Origin of the sequence: Enterococcus sp. AZ050, assembly GCF_051715085.1 — a bacterium.
Lineage (GTDB): Bacteria > Bacillota > Bacilli > Lactobacillales > Enterococcaceae > Enterococcus > Enterococcus faecalis.
This window is the reverse complement of sequence record NZ_JBIOTC010000001.1, coordinates 1,687,741-1,708,297: the sequence shown is the minus strand read 5'-3', so window position 1 is coordinate 1,708,297 and position 20,557 is coordinate 1,687,741. Positions and strand designations below refer to the sequence as shown.

Here is a 20,557-nt window from a genome sequence, read left to right as displayed (position 1 = left end):
GATTTTTAGTGATTTATAAAAAATAACCGTGCTCGCTAAAGTTGACGGTTATTTTTTCTTGTCTTCTTTAACAGCCTCTAGGATTCCGAAGATTAACGTTGCGATAAAAGAACCGAAACTAATCATCAGAGCTAAAGCTTCTGCGATAGACAAAAGGCCTCTCCTTTCATAGATTTTAGTACTTACATTCATAAGCACCACCACCGAAAGGGGAAAGTCTCTGCTCCTACGCTTCTCACTTCGTTGCGATTCTCGTCGCAAGGCGCATGTTCCTGTGCGCTTGCCGCCGCCATAACTTCTCTACGCTTAGAGTATACCATGCGAAACTAAAAAATAATTAGTTTGTAATATGTTTTTTTTAGGTAATTGTGCTATAATAGCAATGAAAAGAGAGAGATGCTGTAACATACCTCTCTAGTGTAGAGCCGTTACTAACGGTGACAAAATTTTAAAGATTTTGAAATGACCGTCTAACTAGGCAAAGTTAAACAGCGGTCATTTCTTTTTGTCTTCTTTAAGCAATTTCACAATCAGTGCAATCAAAGCAATGGTAAACATACCAAACCCTAGGATCGTCTGAATTGTCTCATATGCTGACAAAAGGCCTACTCCTTTCATAGATTTCAGTACTTACATTCATAAGCACCACCACCGAAAGGGGAAAGCATCTGCTCCTACGCTTCTCACTTCGTTGCGATTCTCGTCGCAAAGCGCATGTTCCTGTGCGCTTGCCTCCGTGTTAACTTATCTACACTTAGATTATACCATGTAAAACAAAAAAATAATTAGCTCCCAATATATTTTTTTAGGCAATTGTACTATAATGGTAATGAAAAGAGAGCTATGCGCTAATATACCTCTCTGATGTAGAGCCGTTACTAACGGTGACAAAAGTTAATATTTTTGAAATGACCGTCTAACTAGCCAAAGTAAGCAGCGCCCCTTTCATTAAGGGGCGCTGCTTTTTAGTCGTTATTGCGATTGTTCAGTGTCTTTTGTAGAGAGGTTCATTTGTTCTTTAATAGCATTTTCGACACGTTGGCGTTCACTCTCTTCCACAAGTTGATAAGAAATACCTTCAATCCCTGTCACGCCATCGCCAGTGTAATCGTAGCCTTTTAATTGATCGGTTTCAATCGTTTTTAGTGCGGGGGTGTATTTTTTTAGCATTGCCATCATTTGGTCAAAGGATAAGTCGGTTTCGCCATGTTCGCCGATTACGTCCAGAATTTCTTGATATTTTAGCAAGCTGTTAAAAGAAAGTAGTTTGTTGGTTAATTCGATTAAAACTTCTCGTTGGCGGCGTTGACGACCATAGTCGCCTTCGGGGTCTTCGTAACGCATGCGCGCGTATTGTAAAGCTTCCCAGCCCCCTAAATGCTGTTTGCCTTTCGGATAATGAATCCCTTCAGCGTCAAAAGCAAAGGCGTTGTCGACAGTGACGCCGCCCACCGCATCGCCAAGGTCCTTCATAGCATCCATATCAATTGAAAAGTAATGATTGATTGGGATGTGCAAGACATTTTCAACCGTTTTAATTTGCATATCGGCACCACCGAAAACGTGGGCCGCATTGATTTTATTGTATTCGCCATTGGTGCCAGCCATTTCCACATAGTAGTCACGCGGGATGCTGGTGATGGTAGTTTTTTGTAATTGATTATTCACTGTGACCACCATTAAGGCGTTGGAGCGGTAATCGGTTTTGCGTTTTGAGTCATTCGCAATTCCCATAATTAAGAAACTAACCGGTTCTCCTTTGGCTAAATCGGGACTCTTCGTGGAAGATTTTCTTGGTTTATACATGGTGTTCGCCGTTTTTTGCAAATTACGATACATGCTGACGCCGTAAGCCGAAACAGAAAGTGTGCCTAAAAATAAAAGAGTTAAACTGAAGACCACGAATAAACTTTTTCTTTTACGAGAATGGCGGCGCCGGCGTTGTGTCGGTACTTCTGCTTCCTCTGGTTCAGGTGCCGGCAAATAACGTTGAACAATTTGAAATGAAAAGTTGATCCAGCTATAACTTAGGAGCATCCCAGCGATGACATCACTAGGATAATGAACGCGTAAGATTAAGCGACCTAACACAATCAAAACTAAATAAGTGAGTAAGAAAATTTTGATGCCTTTGGTTTTTTCGACATGAAGATAGGCCAAAATGATCAAAATCGTACAGACCAGCGCCATTGCCAATAATGAATGTCCGCTGGGAAAGCTAGCAGAGCTTCGATCAGCTAAAGCACCTAGGTTTGGTCGAGCCCGACCCACCACATGTTTAAAAACGCTCCCTAAAAAACCGACAGCTAATAGGTTACTGACAGCCCAAAAGGCTAGGATTTTTTCTTTTTTGCGTAAAAGGTACACCATTAATAATAAGAAGAATAGCAGCATTGGTCCAATCGTGGCTGTTTTTGCTAACAGATTGACCGCTGTTAAAAGTGGGGCATTTAATTGCCATTTGATGTGATAAATAGCTTCGTCCATTTGTTGAAACCAATTTGGACTAGCCGCCACTAACAAAGTGAGGAAAGTAAAACAAAGCGTTGTTAGGGCATAAAGTGGAAATTTTTTATTCGATGTTTGCATGAGAATCCCTTTCTTTTTCCCTTGAAAGAGTAGACTAAGCCAGCATCGATCGTAAATAAGCGCTTGCGACTAAACAGGACACAGCAAGCCAATCGGTTCTCATCGTCTGAGCTTTAGCACTATCCAACGTAAAGATTTCTCTTAGCTATTTTTAGAAGAGCCTTAATTCGACCATTCCTGTTTTACACATTGGTGTCTTTCGACATTTCTGCGCAATAGCCTATGTTTGGATAGGAGCCTCACCTAACAAGGTTATTTTATCTAACGCTAGAAGTATAGAATTTATGCAGCGGTTCTCACAATGAAGTTTAAGAAAATTTATTGTTTTTTAAATAAATTTAAAGGTGTGGGAGAAAAGCGTTATTTCGGGGAATTTATTTTAAAAACGGAAAAACGTTTTACAGTATCTGCTTTTAACGATATAATAAAAGAATAGATGAAAAAACGAGGAGGTGAACAGCATGCTAGTTAATTTTACAGTCAAAAATCTTCTATCTTTTAAAGAGGAACAAACACTTTCCCTACAAACAGGCGCGTATTTACGAAAGTATGTCAATAATCGTTTCGAAGTGAAGCCTAAAAATTACCCAGAAAAACTAAGGTTACTGAAGAGTGCCATTGTTTTTGGGGGAAATGGTTCAGGAAAATCAAATTTAGTGAGTGGGTTAAATGCATTAAAAACATTAGTTTTAAGAGAACAAGCTTCGATTAATGATGCTTTATTATATGAACCTTTTGCGTTAGACCCTCTCACTAAACAGAGCCCATCTGTTATGACCATTGAATTTATTAATGACAGTGTCTTGTATCGCTATTCGTTAGCTAACACAGCGCGCGAAGTAGTTAAGGAATCTTTAGAGATTTATGACAAAACGCAGGATGATTTTGTTTATTATTTTAAGAGAGACGGTGCGGAATCTTCCGTTTTTCCAGAAAAATATCAAGAATACCAAACACAAATTAAGTCTAATTCGTTAGTTATCCATACGTTGGAATCAAAAAATGATCAGCACGCTACGAATGTCGTTCGTTGGTTTGCCAATCAGTTAGTTATTTTTGATGGATCTTTACGGAATATTGAACGGTTGAACAATGAAAAAGACAAAGAGAAAGTCTTGAACTTTTTGAAACTTGCGGATATGAACATGGTTGACTTGGTTCCTGTGAAAGACAAAGAGGAAGATTACTCGAAACAAGAAAAATTAGCCGCTGTTTTAGAACGAATTATCCAAGAAAAAGACTCGACCATTGAAATTGGTCGAGTCAAGAAAAGTCTGTATTCGCTGTACTCTGTTTATAACCAATATGACGAAATGAATCAAGTGGTCGGACAAGAACGTATTCATTATGATTTGGAATCTTCTGGGACAAAAAAATTAATTGGCTTAGCGCTAAATATTTTATTTAATCCAGAAGAAAAAGTTTTTGTTTTTGATGAATTTGATGATGCGTTTCATCAAGAGTTGTCAGGAACATTGTTAGAAGCGTTCAATGCCATGGAGACGAATACACAATTTATCTTGACCTCCCATGAACTTCATTTGATGGATAATCAATTGAGAAAGGATCAAATTTACTTCACAGATAAGAATTATCGTGGCGCCAGCGAATTATACGCTTTGTATGACTTTGAAGCAGACCCAAAAAAAGGTCGCGGAGATATCACATATTATCGCCGTTATTTAAATGGTCTGTTCGGTGGTGTTCCTCATATTGATCGAAGTGAAATCGTTCAGGCAGTGAAGGTAAAGGAGTAGAAGTTGGTATGCCAAAAATAAAAAGGGTAAAAAAAGGAAAGAAATTAAAACCAAATGTCATGATTTTTTGCGAAGGAGAAACAGAAGAAGCTTACCTTAGATTGATTAAACGAAAATATTCTGCAGTCAATATTAAAAGTAAACTCAAAGTAAAAACATGTAGACGTCAAGGAGAGGCGTTGGTCGAATACGCCGTTTCCTGTATTCGGAGTATGGGAAAAGCGGAGCGAGACAATTATGATTTGTTTTATGTTATGTATGACAAGGACGAACAAACCACAGAATCGATTGAAAACGCGGTAAGATGTGCACAACGACATCGTCCTGAAATCAAGACAATTTTTTCAAATGAATGCTTTGAACTCTGGTTATTACTTCACTTTGAGGAAGTCAATCGATACATGACTAGAGAAAATTTATATGGGAGATTAGAGAAAGTTCTGCATTTAAAAGACAGTTATCGAAATTTTAAAGGCGCAGAAGTATGTAAGTATCTTGAAGGAAAAGTAGCTATTGCTTTTCAGAATACGAATAAAAACTGGTTGTCTCCTTTAGAAGAAATGAAAATCAATGAAAATCCCTATACGAATTTCCCAAAAGAATTGTGCGAAATGTTAGCACAAAAAGAAGTTGATTTTTAAAGAGCAAGAAAGCATCTGTTTAAATTTAGACAGATGCTTTCTTGCTCTTTTTCTAAATTTCCCCACTTATCCTCGACGCCATTCACCAATCTGGTCCAAACTAATTTCCCCAGAAGACAACGTTTTGGACGTACCATCAGGCAACTGGACAATCAATTCCCCGTTTCCATTAATGGTTGTCGCAACGCCGCGGAAGTCTTGCCCGTTTTGGGTAAAAGCGACGTCTTTGCCAATCACAAAGGAGCGTTGTCGGTATTCTTCTAAAAAGTCTTTCGTTGAACGTTCGTCTAAAATTTGATAAAAATGATTCCAAATGTTGGCGACTAGTTCATTTCGCGACGCCGTCGGTTCACCATCTGGGAAAAGGGAAGTCACTTTCTGCCGAATGTCCTCAGGAAATTCGGTTTCTGTAATTGAAAAATTAATCCCCATGCCGATGATAACATTGGAAATTTGCCCTGTTTCCACATTGCTCATGGCTTCCGACAAAATCCCGCAAACTTTTTTGCCATTTAAATAAAGGTCGTTGACCCATTTAATTTCTGTGTGAACGCCTGCCAGAGCATCCATTGCTCGAGCGACCGCTACGGCCATAATCACAGTATATTGGGCGATTTCTTCAAAATTTTGGTTCGGTTGAAGCACCATGCTCATGTAAATCCCTTTACCTGGCGTAGCGAAAAATGGTCGGCCGAACCTGCCCCGCGGCATTTCTTGCATGTCAGCAACAATCAAAGTATTGTCGGGCGTCTGGTCTAAAATCGCCCGCTTAGCATCGGTCATGGTAGATTCAGATGTTTCTAGGACGGTAATTGTTAAAGGCGGCGTTTGGGGCCATAATGCCAACTGAATGCCTTCTGCAGAAAGGACATCTGATTTTTCAAGGCGATACCCCTTGTTTTGCACGCTAGTAATTTGATAGCCATCTTTTTTCAATTCATTAATTGCTTTCCAAATAGCTGTGCGAGATAAGGACAGACGTTGTGCCATCTCTTCGCCAGAAAGGAATGCGGGCGTTTGTTTCATCAATAAAGTTAGGACTTGGCTTTTTGTCGACATATTTTTTCCTCCGATTCGTTATGCTTATTGTAGCGGAAAGGAAAAGGCTTGGTCAACTAGTGAAAAAATCCATCTTAGGATGGAGGAAAATGAAGCAGGCGTTTGTTATACTTATTTTATTGAGAAGGAGTGAGGGGAATGGAAAAGCAACAATATGTTTGTGAGAAATGTGGCAACATGCACTATGTATCGGACCAATTTCAAGCAACAGGTGGGAACTTTGCGAAAATTTTTGATGTTCAAAATAAAAAATTTATTACAATTAGCTGTACCCAATGCGGCTACACCGAACTTTACCGCAGCCAAACAAGCGGCGGCATGAATGTCCTAGACTTTTTATTAGGTGGCGGTTAGTCAAAAAACGAATGCATCTTTGCATTCGTTTTTTTGTGTGAAGAGGAAGATAGGGAAAAGGAGGTCGGGCCAGAAGCGTTTAACTCCGAGAACCAAGTAGGTACGATGATTTCATCTGTTCATGCTTCACAGTGAAACATCGCAACTCTTAGAGCTGTAGCTCTTTTGAAGGCTGTACTGTGACGAGACGCATGTCGAGAAAACACCTTAGAAGTTGTTGAGATCGGAGCAACGCGTAGTGTTGCTTCTGTTCCCGCCGTTTATCAGTTTTTGAGCGTGGAGCAAAAATCCAAAGTGATTTTTGTCCCACGCGCATTATCGCATTATATAGTAAACTCAGTCACATTTAGTGTGATTTAAAATTCTTTCTATCATTGCAAAGGCATAGTATAATGAAGCGAAGGGAGTGATTTCATGCTAACAACTAAATCAAGAAGACAAGGAAACTCGGTCGTTTTAACTTTACCCACTGATAATGGTAAAAAACCAAAAGTCGACCAAGAATATATTGTGATGTATTCTGACGACGGTACAATTACATTAGTCCCTAAAATTCAGGATCCATTTAGTGAAGGTCCAGAAGGTGAGTATTATGAAAAAGATGAGTGGCATGATCTTGCACCTGAGGGGAGAGAACTTTTTTAATGAACGTTGAAAAGAAGTACATTCCCAAAAAAGGAGATATTGTATGGATTGATTTTGATCCTGCTGCAGGTAAAGAAATTCAGCAGAGACGCCTTGGTTTAGTCGTGTCAAGATATGAATTTAATCGGAAAACCATGTTTGCTGTGATTTGCCCGATTACTTCCACCATTAAAAATATTCCCACTCGATATACGTTGCCCGATGTCATAGAAACCCATGGACAAGTAGTGATCTCACAACTGAAATCTTTGGACTTCACTGAAAGAAAATTAAGTCAAATTGAGCATTTGCCATTAAAAGATATGGCGAAAATTGACCAAATAATTGAATATATTTTCTAGTTGTTGAAAAAATGCGTAATTATTTATTACGCATTTTTTCATTAAAACCCTTTACAAAAAAACTCCTTTTTATGAAAAAGAAAACCTTAAAGAAACCCTTGACTTTTCTGGACAAAGGTAGTAGAATCTATAGAGCAAAAACTATCTGAAAGTGACGAAGCAGGAGCGAAATATTGTCCGTTCCGGTTTTTTATAGGAAAACAAAAGTAGAAACGCCAGAAAATTTTTCGGAAGCATGTTCTATTTTTGGTTTTTTTTTGCTTAAAAACTGCAAAAAATGCTTTTTGTTACATATATTTAATATATGTAACGTAAATGTAATTTTTCGGATCGGTGTTTTGATAGACTTATAACTAGAGGGGTGAAGAGCTTGGCTGGACACGTAGTAAAATACGGAAAGCATCGCGAACGTAGAAGTTTCGCACGTATCAGTGAAGTATTGGAATTACCAAATTTAATTGAAATCCAAACAGACTCTTATCAATGGTTTTTAGATGAGGGACTTCGTGAAATGTTTGAAGACATTTTACCAATTGATGATTTCCAAGGAAACTTATCCTTAGAATTTGTTGACTATGAATTAAAAGAACCAAAGTACACAGTAGAAGAAGCCCGCGCACATGATGCCAACTATTCTGCGCCATTACATGTAACATTACGTTTAACCAACCGTGAAACAGGTGAAATTAAATCCCAAGAAGTATTCTTCGGCGATTTCCCATTAATGACAGAAATGGGTACCTTCATCATCAACGGGGCAGAACGTGTTATCGTTTCCCAATTAGTTCGTTCTCCAGGTGTTTACTTCCATGGAAAAGTGGACAAAAACGGCAAAGAAGGTTTTGGCTCAACAGTCATTCCTAACCGTGGTGCATGGTTAGAAATGGAAACAGATGCGAAAGACATTTCTTATGTTCGGATTGACCGCACACGTAAAATTCCTTTAACTGTGTTAGTTCGTGCTTTAGGTTTCGGTTCAGATGATACCATCTTCGAAATTTTCGGCGACAGCGAAAGCTTACGCAACACAATTGAAAAAGATTTACACAAAAATGCAAGTGATTCTCGTACAGAAGAAGGCTTGAAGGACATTTATGAACGTCTTCGCCCAGGCGAACCAAAAACAGCAGATAGCTCACGTAGCTTGTTAACTGCACGTTTCTTTGATCCAAAACGTTATGATTTGGCAAACGTTGGTCGCTACAAAGTTAACAAAAAATTAGACTTAAAAACACGTCTATTAAACTTAACCTTAGCTGAAACGCTAGTTGATCCAGAAACTGGTGAAATCATTGTCGAAAAAGGCACGGTTTTAACACACCAAATCATGGAAACATTAGGCGAATATATCGACAACGGCTTAAACAGCGTAACTTACTATCCAAGTGAAGATGCGGTAGTAACTGAACCAATGACAATCCAAGTGATTCAAGTTCTTTCACCAAAAGATCCTGAACGTATCGTAAATGTGATTGGTAACGGCTATCCAGACGACAGCGTCAAAACAGTTCGTCCAGCGGATATTGTTGCTTCAATGAGCTACTTCTTCAACTTAATGGAAGATATCGGCAATGTCGATGACATCGACCACTTAGGTAATCGTCGTATCCGTTCAGTAGGCGAATTATTACAAAACCAATTCCGTATTGGTTTAGCCCGTATGGAACGTGTGGTTCGTGAAAGAATGTCTATTCAAGACACAGAAACATTGACACCACAACAATTAATTAACATCCGTCCAGTGGTAGCAAGTATCAAAGAATTCTTTGGTTCTTCACAGTTATCACAGTTCATGGACCAAACAAACCCATTAGGTGAGTTAACCCATAAACGTCGTCTATCAGCCTTAGGGCCTGGTGGTTTGACTCGTGACCGTGCCGGTTATGAAGTTCGTGACGTTCACTACTCTCACTATGGTCGTATGTGTCCAATTGAAACGCCTGAGGGACCGAATATCGGGTTGATCAATAGTTTATCTAGTTATGCGAAAGTGAATAAATTTGGTTTCATCGAAACGCCTTATCGCCGTGTTGATCGTGCGACAGGCCGTGTTACTGATCAAGTAGATTACTTAACAGCAGACATCGAAGACCATTATATCGTAGCGCAAGCGAACTCACTTTTAAATGAAGATGGCACATTTGCCAATGATGTTGTTATGGCGCGTCTACAAAGTGAAAACTTAGAAGTTGCCGTAGACAAAGTTGACTACATGGACGTTTCACCAAAACAAGTAGTCGCAGTCGCAACAGCATGTATTCCTTTCTTAGAAAACGATGACTCCAACCGTGCCTTGATGGGTGCCAACATGCAGCGTCAAGCGGTGCCATTAATTCAACCACGCTCTCCGTGGGTAGGTACAGGGATGGAATATAAATCAGCCCATGACTCAGGTGCTGCTCTACTATGTAAACATGACGGTGTCGTAGAATTCGTCGATGCCAAAGAAATTCGCGTTCGTCGCGACAATGGCGCATTAGACAAATATATGGTTACAAAATTCCGTCGTTCTAACTCAGGAACAAGCTACAACCAACGCCCAATTGTTCACTTAGGTGAAAAAGTTGAAAAAGGTGATACTTTAGCGGATGGACCTTCTATGGAAGAAGGCGAAATGGCTTTAGGGCAAAACGTCTTAGTTGCCTTCATGACATGGGAAGGTTACAACTACGAGGATGCCATTATCATGAGCCGTCGTTTAGTTAAAGACGATGTCTACACTTCTGTGCATATTGAAGAATATGAATCAGAAGCACGTGATACAAAATTAGGACCTGAAGAAATTACCCGTGAAATTCCAAACGTTGGGGAAGACGCGTTGAAAGACTTAGACGAAATGGGGATTATCCGCATTGGTGCTGAAGTTCAAGATGGCGACTTACTAGTTGGGAAAGTCACACCTAAAGGGGTTACAGAATTATCTGCAGAAGAACGTTTATTACACGCAATCTTCGGGGAAAAAGCCCGCGAAGTTCGTGATACGTCTCTCCGTGTACCTCACGGTGGCGGCGGTATCGTTCATGATGTGAAAATCTTTACTCGTGAAGCTGGCGATGAATTATCACCAGGTGTCAACATGTTAGTTCGTGTCTATATCGTTCAAAAACGTAAAATTCACGAAGGAGATAAAATGGCGGGACGTCACGGAAATAAAGGGGTTGTTTCCCGTATTATGCCGGAAGAAGATATGCCATTCTTACCTGACGGAACACCTGTTGATATCATGTTGAACCCATTAGGGGTACCTTCTCGTATGAATATCGGACAAGTACTTGAATTACACTTAGGTATGGCTGCTCGCCAATTAGGTATTCACGTCGCAACACCTGTTTTCGATGGGGCAACCGATGAAGACGTTTGGGAAACTGTTCGTGAAGCTGGTATGGCTAGCGACGCTAAAACAGTTCTTTACGATGGACGTACAGGTGAACCATTTGATAACCGTATTTCCGTTGGTGTCATGTATATGATTAAATTAGCCCACATGGTTGATGACAAATTGCATGCTCGTTCAATCGGACCTTACTCTCTTGTTACGCAACAACCGTTGGGTGGTAAAGCTCAATTCGGTGGACAACGTTTCGGGGAAATGGAAGTTTGGGCACTGGAAGCTTACGGTGCTGCTTACACATTACAAGAAATCTTAACTTACAAATCTGATGACGTTGTCGGACGTGTGAAAACATACGAAGCCATCGTTAAAGGTGAACCAATTCCAAAACCAGGTGTGCCTGAATCATTCCGAGTATTAGTGAAAGAATTACAATCACTTGGTTTAGACATGCGTGTCTTGGACATTGAGGAAGCTGAGATTGAGTTACGCGATATGGACGATGACGATGATGATTTAATCACCGTTGACGCACTAACCAAATTTGCGGAACAACAATCAGCGAAACAGCTGGAAAAAGAAGCAGAATCAGTCGTGAAAGAAGAAGCACAAGACGTTGTTCAAGAAATCGAAACAGCCGAAGACAGAGACTAATTTGTCGCTACCACTCTGATGAGTTGATTCAACTGCGACTTTGTTGCAACTGCGCAAGCCATTACTTGTTCCAAGTGTCGTCAGACCTTCTTTCAAGTGATGCTTGCCATTTGCTAACAAGTTGCTGACTCAGCTTCTCTAAATAAGGAAATGGAGGGAATTCCTTTTGATCGATGTAAATAAATTCGAAAGTATGCAAATAGGGCTTGCTTCACCAGAAAAGATCAGAAGCTGGTCTTATGGGGAAGTTAAAAAACCCGAAACAATTAACTACCGTACATTAAAACCCGAACGTGAAGGATTATTCTGTGAACGCATTTTTGGTCCAACCAAAGACTGGGAATGTGCTTGTGGTAAATATAAACGTATCCGTTATAAAGGTATTGTCTGTGACCGTTGTGGCGTTGAAGTCACTCGTTCAAAAGTACGTCGTGAACGTATGGGACATATTGAATTAGCCGCACCAGTTTCACATATCTGGTACTTTAAAGGAATTCCATCTCGGATGGGTCTTGTTTTAGACATGAGCCCTCGTGCATTGGAAGAAGTCATTTATTTTGCTTCATACGTTGTCATCGAACCAGGTGACACAACATTAGAGAAAAAACAATTGTTAACGGAACGCGAATATCGTGAAAAACGTGAACAATATGGCCAAGCCTTCAAAGCTGCTATGGGTGCCGAAGCCGTGAAACAATTATTAGATAACGTCGATTTAGATGGCGAAGTTGCGCAATTAAAAGAAGAATTGAAAACAGCTTCTGGTCAAAAACGGACACGTGCCATCCGTCGTTTAGACATCTTAGAAGCCTTCCGTGCCTCTGGTAACCAACCAAGCTGGATGGTAATGGATGTTATCCCAGTTATTCCACCAGATTTACGTCCGATGGTTCAATTGGAAGGTGGTCGTTTTGCAACAAGTGACTTAAACGACTTATACCGCCGTGTTATCAACCGTAACAACCGTCTAAAACGTTTATTAGACTTAAATGCGCCAAGCATCATCGTTCAAAACGAAAAACGGATGTTACAAGAAGCGGTCGATGCTTTAATCGATAATGGTCGTCGTGGCCGTCCAGTTACTGGACCAGGTAACCGTCCATTGAAATCTCTTTCTCACATGTTGAAAGGGAAACAAGGTCGTTTCCGTCAAAACTTACTAGGTAAACGTGTTGACTATTCTGGTCGTTCCGTAATCGTCGTTGGTCCGTTCTTAAAAATGTACCAATGTGGTTTACCAAAAGAAATGGCGATTGAATTATTCAAACCATTTGTAATGCGTGAATTAGTACAACGTGAAATTGCGACAAACATTAAAAATGCGAAACGTAAAATCGAACGTGGCGAAGATGAAGTTTGGGATATCTTAGAAGAAGTTATCCAAGAACACCCAGTTTTACTTAACCGGGCACCTACGTTGCATAGATTAGGGATCCAAGCTTTCGAACCTGTTCTTGTTGAAGGTCGTGCCATCCGTCTTCACCCATTAGTTTGTGAAGCCTACAATGCCGATTTCGATGGAGACCAAATGGCGGTTCACGTGCCTCTAAATGAAGAAGCACAAGCAGAAGCTCGTATGTTAATGCTTGCTGCCCAAAATATCTTGAACCCGAAAGATGGTAAACCAGTTGTTACACCATCTCAAGATATGGTCTTAGGTAACTACTACCTAACAATGGAAGAAGAAGGCCGTGAAGGGGAAGGGATGATCTTCCGCGACATGAACGAAGCTGTTTTAGCATGGCAAAATGGCTACGTGCATTTACACTCACGGATTGGGGTTCAAACAACACTTTTAGGTGACAAACCATTTACTGATTGGCAAAAAGAACGAATCTTAATCACCACAGTTGGTAAGATCATCTTTAACGAAATCATGCCTGTTGAGTTCCCTTACTTGAACGAACCAACAGACTATAACTTAACTGTTCAAACACCAGATAAATACTTCGTAGAAGCTGGTACAGACATTCCTGCACACATTAAAGAGCAAGAATTAGTTTTACCATTCAAGAAGAAAAATCTTGGAAATATCATTGCTGAAGTCTTCAAGAGATTCCACATTACGGAAACCTCTAAAATGCTTGACCGCATGAAAGACTTAGGTTACAAACACTCAACTTATGCTGGGATGACGGTAGGGATTGCCGATATCATGGTTCTTCATGAAAAACAAGCAATCATTGATGCTGCCCACAAACAAGTTGAAACAATTACTAAACAATTCCGTCGTGGTTTAATTACTGATGACGAACGTTATGAACGTGTAATCGGCGTTTGGAACGGTGCCAAAGACGAAATCCAACAAAAACTGATCGAAAGTATGGAAGCTCGTAACCCAATCTTCATGATGTCTGACTCTGGAGCCCGTGGTAACATCTCCAACTTTACACAGTTAGCTGGTATGCGTGGTTTGATGGCCGCTCCGAATGGACGAATCATGGAATTACCAATCATCTCAAACTTCCGTGAAGGACTTTCTGTCTTAGAAATGTTTATCTCAACTCACGGGGCTCGTAAAGGGATGACCGATACGGCCTTGAAGACAGCCGATTCAGGTTACTTAACACGTCGTTTAGTTGACGTTGCCCAAGACGTAATCATTCGTGAAGACGACTGTGGCACTGACCGTGGTCTTGAAATCGAAGCAATTCGTGAAGGTAACGAAATTATCGAACCATTAGACGAACGTCTATTAGGTCGTTATACACGTAAATCAGTTGTTCATCCAGAAACTGGTGCAATCATCATTGGTGCGGATCAATTAATCACTGAAGATCTTGCCAGAGAAATCGTGGACGCTGGTATTGAAAAAGTAACCATCCGTTCTGTCTTTACATGTAACACAAAACATGGTGTATGTAAGCACTGTTACGGACGTAACTTGGCAACTGGTTCTGACGTTGAAGTCGGAGAAGCAGTTGGTACAATCGCCGCTCAATCTATCGGGGAACCTGGTACACAGTTAACCATGCGTACGTTCCATACCGGTGGGGTTGCCGGTGACGATATCACTCAAGGTTTACCTCGTATCCAAGAAATCTTTGAAGCACGTAATCCGAAAGGACAAGCAGTGATTACAGAAGTAACCGGTGAAGTTATCGATATTTCTGAAGATCCTGCCACACGTCAAAAAGAAGTAACCATCAAAGGAAAAACAGATACACGTACCTATACTGTCCCTTACACTGCACGTATGAAAGTTGCTGAAGGCGACATCATCCACCGTGGTGCACCGTTGACAGAAGGTTCAATTGATCCAAAACAATTATTACAAGTTCGTGATGTTTTATCTGTTGAAAACTACCTATTACGTGAAGTACAACGTGTTTACCGTATGCAAGGGGTAGAAATCGGCGATAAACATATCGAAGTAATGGTTCGTCAAATGTTACGTAAAATCCGCGTAATGGATCCAGGTGACACTGAAATCCTTCCAGGAACATTAATGGACATCGCAGAATTTAAAGACCGTAACTACGACACATTAGTTGCTGGTGGCGTCCCTGCTACTAGTCGTCCAGTTTTACTTGGTATTACCAAAGCGTCATTGGAAACAAACAGCTTCTTATCTGCTGCATCCTTCCAAGAAACAACACGCGTGTTAACAGATGCTGCTATCCGTGGCAAAAAAGATCCATTACTTGGATTGAAAGAAAATGTTATCATTGGTAAAATCATCCCAGCTGGTACTGGTATGGCTCGTTACCGTAACATGGAACCAAAAGAAGTTGGCGTAGCTAGCGAAAACGTTTATAGTATTTCAGACATCGAAGCACAAATGGCTGCTGAAGATGCGATGAAAAACATCAATAAATAAACCCTAAAAAGCCGTAAGGAGCATGCTCCTTGCGGCTTTTTTTATTTGCTATAACCAACTGATTGTGAGTAAGCCCAAACTTAAAAAGGGGACAAAAGGAAGTGTCTGTTCAACTGGATACCCCAAAAATTTACAGCTGTAGCCATAGATTAGGCCATAACTACTGGCAAAAAATAGTAGCATCAGCAACTGAGGTACCTGTAAAAAACAGCCCCACAAACCCAGTAACAAAAGATCCCCTCGCCCCATGGCTTCCGGAAAATAATGTAAGACGGCTTGGAAAAAACAAAAACAAAAAAGACCAGTCAGTAAGTAAAACGAATGCTGACCCGCCACTTTCAGTAAGCAAAGCACAAAAAAACTAGGATAAAGAATCTTCGGTTCAACCACTAAATACCAGTAATCAATCAAGGATAATGTGAAAGCACTCGTCAGCCACCACCAGAGAATCAAAGCATCAATCGTCAGGCCAGCTGAAAAACAGCTTGCGGTTAAGCCGCCCATGACAAGTTCTGCTAAAAGATAACTCTTAGCTACTGGCTGTTGACACTTTCGACAACGAAAGCGCTGCAGCAAAATCGAAACAACTGGAATTAATTCATAGAGTTGTAGAGGCTGGTGGCAACCTTGACAGTGGGAAGGGGGCCACCACAGAGAACGCCCTACTGGTAAGCGCTCCGCCACTAAGCATAAAAAAGAACCGAAACAGGCACCAATCAAAAAGAGACTCAAGAAAAACATAGGTTACCTCCTTAAAAATAAACTACGCTTTTTTTAAACTTTTTCATTTGACTAGACAAATCTTTTTTTGTTAGGAATAATAAAAGAAACAAGAAATGAGGGAATCAAATGGAAAAATTAGCGATTGGTGTCGACGTTGGCACCACGCAAACCAAAGCAGTGGCTTTTCAAGCAAATGGCACAGTCGTAGCTTCTAGCTATGTTCGTTATCCATTAATTCAAGAGACTGAAGGAATGGCGGAGCAAGACCCAGAAACGCTGTTCCAAGCTGTGGTGAACTGTATTCGAACCGTCACACAGCAAGTGAAGAATCAACCAATTGGGCTCATTTCTTTTGCTTCAGCGATGCATGGCTTAATTGCCATGGATGCGCAAGGACGCCCATTGACCCAAGTGATTACTTGGGCTGACACACGAGCATCTGATTATGCGGAAGCGTTAAAAGAAACGCCAGCGGCCCAATTGTTTTATCAATTGACAGGCATGCCAGTTCATCCAATGGCGCCTTTATACAAGATTCGCTGGCTGCAGGAAAATCAGCCAGCCGTTGCGCAGAGCGCGGCCAAGTTTATTGGGATTAAGGATTACATTTTTTACCGTTTCTTTGGCGAATACTGGACAGATTATAGTAGTGCTTCAGGAATGGGTTTATTTAATATTCACACACGGCAATGGGAATCGTCGATTTTAGCGTATTTATCTATTGAGGAGGAACAGTTGCCAAAAGTTGCCCCGTCAACGTTCATTTTTCCAGCATTAGCGCCTTCTTGGCAAGAGATGCTTGGTGTTGAAGAAGAAACGGTTTTAGTTCTTGGTGGCGCGGATGGTCCATTGTCTAATTTAGGTTTGGGAGCGCTAGGAATGGGTGTAGCGACTTTGACCGTTGGTACGAGCGGCGCACTTCGGTATATTGTCGAGGAACCTTTTTTGCATCCGCAAGGTGAAACGTTTTGTTTTGCTCTAGATGAACAGCACTGGGTGATTGGTGGCGCAAGTAGTAATGGTGCAGTTGCGTTAGATTGGGCGAGCCAAACGATTTTTGCAGAAGAACGTCAGCAAGCTATCCAAAACGGGACCGATCTCTATGACCCAATTATGGCCAAAATTGCAACTGTGCCAGCCGGGGCAAATGGCTTACTGTTTCATCCTTATTTGCTAGGTGAACGAGCACCGCTGTGGAATGCAGAGGCGAGCGCAAGTTTTATTGGCTTGCGCAAAAATCACCATGCCGGACATTTAGCTCGAGCGGTGGTGGAAGGAATCTGTTTCAATTTAAAAACTATTTTAGAGGATTTGAAACAACTCGGTGGACCCGTTCAGGAGATTCGGGCGACAGGCGGCTTTGCTGATTCCCCTGTGTTCCGTCAAATCATGGCTGATGTGCTGGGAGAAACGTTATCGTTCACTGATAGTACCGAAGCTTCGGCATTAGGCGCTGTTTTGCTAGGTTGGCAAGGCTTAGGGCAGTTACCAAATTTGCAAGCAGCGGCGCAACAGGTGCTGATTCATGAAACGGTCACGCCACGAGCGGATCAATTGCTAGTTTATCAAGAACTGTATCCTGTTTTTCAAGAAACCCAACAAGTTTTAGCACAAAGTTATCAAAAATTAGCAGAATTCCGCAAATAATTGATAGTAAATAGCTTTGACAAATGGCTGAGAAGTTGCTTAACTAGAAGAGAGACAAAGACTTGAGGAAATGAGGATGAGGAATGAAGAAACAGCTACTACCACTATTTCTGTTATTCATTGGGGCGTTAGCAAGCTGCAGTGCACCGTCTCGTTCCGGCGAAAAAGCAGCGCAACAGTTGGTAGATTACTTTATTTATCAAGAAAAGCCAGCGACATTCTCTCAAACTTTTCGTGAACCGAAAGTCTTGGCGGAGCATTTGCAGACGAGCCGTCAACAGTTCCAGAAGCAGTTTTTCAATAGCTTAAAAGAAATGAACGCTGAAGTCACCGAGACTGAAGCCCAGAAGCTTAGCACAGAATTACTGGCTCAAGTGAAGAAAAAAGCGTCATATCAACTAGTAGCCACAAAAGAATTGAATGGGCAAGCGACAATCACTTTTCAGATTAAGGGCTTAGATTTTGTGACGGCGATTGAAGATACAACCACTGCTCTTCTTCAGCAAACGCAACAGGCAACACAAGCGCTAGACATGCAGCACACGTTAGCCGTTTTAAAAAAAGAAATCCAACAAATCAATGTCAGCCATGAGCCAGTTGAACTGCCATTAACGGTTAAGCAAGTAGAAGGACAATGGTACTTGCCGGCAGCGGAGCAACTGAGACTGAATCAGTTTTTTTAGCTTTCGTCACAGGAAAAGAAGATACTGACGAGTTAACAGAGGCACTCGACACGATCCTCACTCAAGCGGAACAAAAAGTCGTCACTGCGGATGAAAAAACAGCGATTTCAGGAAATTAATTAAATTCTTAATTGTAATTATTATAATTTGATAATAATTTTAAAAAAGAAAGGTTTTCAGTGTACTTTTTTCACAATTCATATTACACTAAGAGTGTAGAAATAATATTTAGGAGGATGACAAAGAATGAAATTTGAAAAAACAAAAGAAATTTTGAACCAACTCGTTGCAGATTTAAGCCAATTTTCCGTGGTAATTCATCAAACACATTGGTATATGCGTGGACCTGAATTTTTAACACTTCACCCACAAATGGATGAATACATGGATCAAATCAATGAGCAATTAGATGTTGTTTCAGAACGTTTAATCACATTGGACGGCTCTCCATTCTCAACATTGCGTGAATTCGCAGAAAATACAAAAATTGAAGATGAAATTGGTAACTGGGACCGCACCATTCCAGAACGTATGGAAAAATTAGTAGCAGGCTACCGTTATTTAGCAGACCTTTACGCAAAAGGAATCGAAGTTTCTGGTGAAGAAGGCGACGACTGCACACAAGACATTTTCATCGCAAACAAAACAGACATCGAAAAAAATATTTGGATGTTACAAGCCAAACTTGGCAAAGCGCCTGGTATTGACGCATAATTTAAAACAACTCCCAAAGCCGCTGACGTTGACGTTGGCGGTTTTTTTCTGTTTAAAAGGCACGAAAAAATAAGTGAAAATCTATTTTCTGAAAGCGCAGAAAAACATTGACTTTATCAGTGATTGAAGGTAAAATATTAAATGGTATTGTTTGCCCCACAATGAGCCCCGGAAACTCAAGTGTATGTCAAACATCGAAAACAAAATTGGAGGAAAGAAACGTGCGTACAACATATATGGCCAAAGCTGGCGAAGTAGAACGTAAATGGTACGTAGTAGATGCAACAGATGTTCCTTTAGGACGTCTATCAGCAGTTGTTGCTTCTGTACTACGTGGTAAAAATAAACCAACATTCACACCACATGTGGATACTGGAGATTTCGTAATCGTAATTAACGCTGATAAAGTAAAATTAACAGGTAAAAAAGCTACAGACAAAATTTACTACCGTCACTCAATGTATCCTGGAGGATTAAAATCAGTGACAGCTGGTGAATTACGCGACAAAAACTCTCGCCGTCTTATCGAAACTTCTGTAAAAGGTATGCTACCTAAAAACACTTTAGGACGTAAACAATTTACTAAATTGAACGTATACGGTGGAGCTGAGCATCCACATGCTGCACAACAACCAGAAGTATTAGATATCACGAACTTAATTTAAGGAGGGAAATTCATTGGCACAAGTACAATATAGCGGCACAGGCCGTCGTAAAAATGCAGTTGCCCGCGTACGCTTAGTACCAGGTACTGGTAAAATTACTGTAAACAAAAAAGACGTAGAAGAATATATTCCACATGCTGACTTGCGTGAAGTTATCAACCAACCATTTGGCGTAACTGAAACAAAAGGCGCTTACGATGTAATCGTAAACGTAAACGGTGGTGGCTATGCTGGACAATCAGGAGCTATCCGTCACGGAATCGCTCGTGCATTGTTACAAGTAGATCCTGACTTCCGTTCTGCTTTAAAACGCGCTGGGTTACTTACTCGTGACGCACGTATGGTTGAACGTAAAAAACCAGGTCTTAAGAAAGCTCGTAAAGCTTCACAGTTCTCAAAACGTTAATTATTTGGAGTCGTTGCGAACATGTTCGCTTACGAATCAATTACAATGTTTCAAGACACTTTCCATTTTTTGGAAGGTGTCTTTTTTTATGGTAGCGACAGTGTGTGTTCTGTCATAAACCAGTATATAAAAATTCACATACTGACAATATGTTTATCTTTCTTACCAAGAGAATAATTGATTCCGATTTCAGCAAGTATACTCATTACGAATAACGCACTTACGCAGATGATACATTTCTTTTTAGTTGATTTACTCATTTTGATCGCCGCTATTTCTTTTTTCTTTGAATTCATCATACGTTTTTGGGAGATATTTCTTTATTAACTTTTTCTCTCTTGCGTTTTGGAGGGAGTAAGTTGCGGTTTTTTGAGAGATTAGTATGTTTAAACTGAAGAGTTATTAAATAATTAAAGTATAGTAAATCAAAAAACAAATATAATAAATGAAATTTACGCCACTAATATTGCAACCATAGCTTATTTATGCGATCCTAAATATAATAAAACTAACAAAATCAATTAGATT

At 40.5% G+C, this 20,557-nt stretch carries 16 protein-coding genes, 1 pseudogene and 1 riboswitch; of the genes and pseudogenes, 12 read left to right on the top strand and 5 right to left on the bottom strand.

The annotated features are described in order from the left end of the window. Positions 1 to 48: 48 nt before the first annotated feature. From IGJ04_RS08295 to IGJ04_RS08285, 3 genes are all read right to left on the bottom strand, one after another. Complete coding sequence (locus tag IGJ04_RS08295) at positions 49 to 192, bottom strand: putative holin-like toxin (RefSeq protein WP_016618642.1); 144 nt, start codon at positions 190 to 192, stop codon at positions 49 to 51. 303 nt (positions 193 to 495) lie between these two features. Further along, a complete protein-coding gene (locus IGJ04_RS08290; RefSeq protein ID WP_002404776.1) occupies positions 496 to 618 on the bottom strand; it encodes a putative holin-like toxin in 123 nt (40 codons plus the stop codon). A 354-nt stretch (positions 619 to 972) separates the two neighbouring features. Next, entirely contained in the window at positions 973 to 2,589 is a 1,617-nt protein-coding gene (locus IGJ04_RS08285; protein ID WP_202229264.1) for an LCP family glycopolymer transferase, read from the bottom strand. Between the two features lie 91 nt (positions 2,590 to 2,680). Continuing rightward, a riboswitch (M-box (ykoK) riboswitch) is annotated at positions 2,681 to 2,847 on the bottom strand. Positions 2,848 to 3,050: 203 nt separating this feature from the next. On the opposite strand from IGJ04_RS08285, the gene IGJ04_RS08280 reads away from it, so the two are divergent. Both IGJ04_RS08280 and IGJ04_RS08275 read left to right on the top strand, forming a co-directional pair. Continuing rightward, the gene (locus IGJ04_RS08280; protein ID WP_438840114.1) at positions 3,051 to 4,346 is read left to right on the top strand and encodes an AAA family ATPase; all 1,296 of its coding nucleotides are present in this window, start codon (positions 3,051 to 3,053) and stop codon (positions 4,344 to 4,346) included. An 8-nt stretch (positions 4,347 to 4,354) separates the two neighbouring features. After that, the gene (locus IGJ04_RS08275) at positions 4,355 to 4,987 is read left to right on the top strand and encodes an RloB family protein (RefSeq protein ID WP_311792091.1); all 633 of its coding nucleotides are present in this window, start codon (positions 4,355 to 4,357) and stop codon (positions 4,985 to 4,987) included. Between the two features lie 66 nt (positions 4,988 to 5,053). Here IGJ04_RS08275 and IGJ04_RS08270 read toward each other — a convergent pair whose 3' ends face one another. Beyond that, positions 5,054 to 6,046: a biotin--[acetyl-CoA-carboxylase] ligase gene (locus IGJ04_RS08270; RefSeq protein WP_002419654.1), complete on the bottom strand. Its 993-nt coding sequence runs from the start codon at positions 6,044 to 6,046 to the stop codon at positions 5,054 to 5,056. Positions 6,047 to 6,184: 138 nt separating this feature from the next. On the opposite strand from IGJ04_RS08270, the gene IGJ04_RS08265 reads away from it, so the two are divergent. The 5 genes from IGJ04_RS08265 (at position 6,185) to rpoC (ending at position 15,191) form a co-directional block, all read left to right on the top strand. Continuing rightward, entirely contained in the window at positions 6,185 to 6,400 is a 216-nt protein-coding gene (locus IGJ04_RS08265; protein WP_002354768.1) for a zinc ribbon domain-containing protein, read from the top strand. Positions 6,401 to 6,814: 414 nt separating this feature from the next. After that, positions 6,815 to 7,045 (top strand): type II toxin-antitoxin system PemI/MazE family antitoxin, encoded by a 231-nt coding sequence (mazE, locus tag IGJ04_RS08260; RefSeq protein ID WP_002367500.1) that lies wholly within the window; start codon positions 6,815 to 6,817, stop codon positions 7,043 to 7,045. Beyond that, positions 7,045 to 7,386 carry a type II toxin-antitoxin system PemK/MazF family toxin gene (locus IGJ04_RS08255; RefSeq protein WP_002396016.1) on the top strand — a complete coding sequence of 114 codons (342 nt, stop codon included), beginning with the start codon at positions 7,045 to 7,047 and terminating at the stop codon, positions 7,384 to 7,386. The genes mazE and IGJ04_RS08255 overlap by 1 nt, the downstream gene beginning before the upstream one ends. A gap of 370 nt (positions 7,387 to 7,756) precedes the next feature. Continuing rightward, complete coding sequence (gene rpoB, locus IGJ04_RS08250) at positions 7,757 to 11,371, top strand: DNA-directed RNA polymerase subunit beta (protein ID WP_002389470.1); 3,615 nt, start codon at positions 7,757 to 7,759, stop codon at positions 11,369 to 11,371. A 166-nt stretch (positions 11,372 to 11,537) separates the two neighbouring features. Further along, positions 11,538 to 15,191, top strand: a complete 3,654-nt coding sequence (gene rpoC / locus IGJ04_RS08245; RefSeq protein ID WP_002354777.1) for a DNA-directed RNA polymerase subunit beta' — start codon at positions 11,538 to 11,540, stop codon at positions 15,189 to 15,191. A gap of 48 nt (positions 15,192 to 15,239) precedes the next feature. Here the strand turns inward: rpoC and IGJ04_RS08240 are convergent, their stop codons facing one another. Then, positions 15,240 to 15,932: a prepilin peptidase gene (locus IGJ04_RS08240; RefSeq protein WP_025193391.1), complete on the bottom strand. Its 693-nt coding sequence runs from the start codon at positions 15,930 to 15,932 to the stop codon at positions 15,240 to 15,242. A gap of 108 nt (positions 15,933 to 16,040) precedes the next feature. Here IGJ04_RS08240 and IGJ04_RS08235 point away from each other — a divergent pair, with 108 nt between their 5' ends. From IGJ04_RS08235 to rpsI, 5 genes and pseudogenes are all read left to right on the top strand, one after another. After that, complete coding sequence (locus IGJ04_RS08235) at positions 16,041 to 17,561, top strand: gluconokinase (RefSeq protein WP_438840113.1); 1,521 nt, start codon at positions 16,041 to 16,043, stop codon at positions 17,559 to 17,561. A gap of 83 nt (positions 17,562 to 17,644) precedes the next feature. Continuing rightward, positions 17,645 to 18,363: pseudogene (locus tag IGJ04_RS08230) on the top strand (DUF5105 domain-containing protein). 127 nt (positions 18,364 to 18,490) lie between these two features. Continuing rightward, the gene (locus IGJ04_RS08225) at positions 18,491 to 18,958 is read left to right on the top strand and encodes a Dps family protein (RefSeq protein ID WP_002354782.1); all 468 of its coding nucleotides are present in this window, start codon (positions 18,491 to 18,493) and stop codon (positions 18,956 to 18,958) included. Between the two features lie 236 nt (positions 18,959 to 19,194). Further along, on the top strand, positions 19,195 to 19,623 hold the full coding sequence (rplM, locus tag IGJ04_RS08220; protein WP_048670019.1) for a 50S ribosomal protein L13: 429 nt from the start codon (positions 19,195 to 19,197) through the stop codon (positions 19,621 to 19,623). Between the two features lie 13 nt (positions 19,624 to 19,636). Then, positions 19,637 to 20,029 carry a 30S ribosomal protein S9 gene (rpsI, locus tag IGJ04_RS08215; RefSeq protein WP_002354786.1) on the top strand — a complete coding sequence of 131 codons (393 nt, stop codon included), beginning with the start codon at positions 19,637 to 19,639 and terminating at the stop codon, positions 20,027 to 20,029. The last annotated feature ends 528 nt before the right edge of the window (positions 20,030 to 20,557 follow it).

Excerpts from the sequence above, each read along its gene's own strand:
- IGJ04_RS08295 (WP_016618642.1), bottom strand. The coding sequence starts at position 192 with ATGAATGTAAGTACTAAAATCTATGAAAGGAGAGGCCTTTTGTCTATC.
- IGJ04_RS08290 (WP_002404776.1), bottom strand. The coding sequence starts at position 618 with ATGAAAGGAGTAGGCCTTTTGTCAGCATATGAGACAATTCAGACGATC.
- IGJ04_RS08285 (WP_202229264.1), bottom strand. The coding sequence starts at position 2,589 with ATGCAAACATCGAATAAAAAATTTCCACTTTATGCCCTAACAACGCTT.
- IGJ04_RS08280 (WP_438840114.1), top strand. The coding sequence starts at position 3,051 with ATGCTAGTTAATTTTACAGTCAAAAATCTTCTATCTTTTAAAGAGGAA.
- IGJ04_RS08275 (WP_311792091.1), top strand. The coding sequence starts at position 4,355 with ATGCCAAAAATAAAAAGGGTAAAAAAAGGAAAGAAATTAAAACCAAAT.
- IGJ04_RS08270 (WP_002419654.1), bottom strand. The coding sequence starts at position 6,046 with ATGTCGACAAAAAGCCAAGTCCTAACTTTATTGATGAAACAAACGCCC.
- IGJ04_RS08265 (WP_002354768.1), top strand. The coding sequence starts at position 6,185 with ATGGAAAAGCAACAATATGTTTGTGAGAAATGTGGCAACATGCACTAT.
- mazE (WP_002367500.1), top strand. The coding sequence starts at position 6,815 with ATGCTAACAACTAAATCAAGAAGACAAGGAAACTCGGTCGTTTTAACT.
- IGJ04_RS08255 (WP_002396016.1), top strand. The coding sequence starts at position 7,045 with ATGAACGTTGAAAAGAAGTACATTCCCAAAAAAGGAGATATTGTATGG.
- IGJ04_RS08240 (WP_025193391.1), bottom strand. The coding sequence starts at position 15,932 with ATGTTTTTCTTGAGTCTCTTTTTGATTGGTGCCTGTTTCGGTTCTTTT.
- IGJ04_RS08235 (WP_438840113.1), top strand. The coding sequence starts at position 16,041 with ATGGAAAAATTAGCGATTGGTGTCGACGTTGGCACCACGCAAACCAAA.
- IGJ04_RS08225 (WP_002354782.1), top strand. The coding sequence starts at position 18,491 with ATGAAATTTGAAAAAACAAAAGAAATTTTGAACCAACTCGTTGCAGAT.
- rplM (WP_048670019.1), top strand. The coding sequence starts at position 19,195 with ATGGCCAAAGCTGGCGAAGTAGAACGTAAATGGTACGTAGTAGATGCA.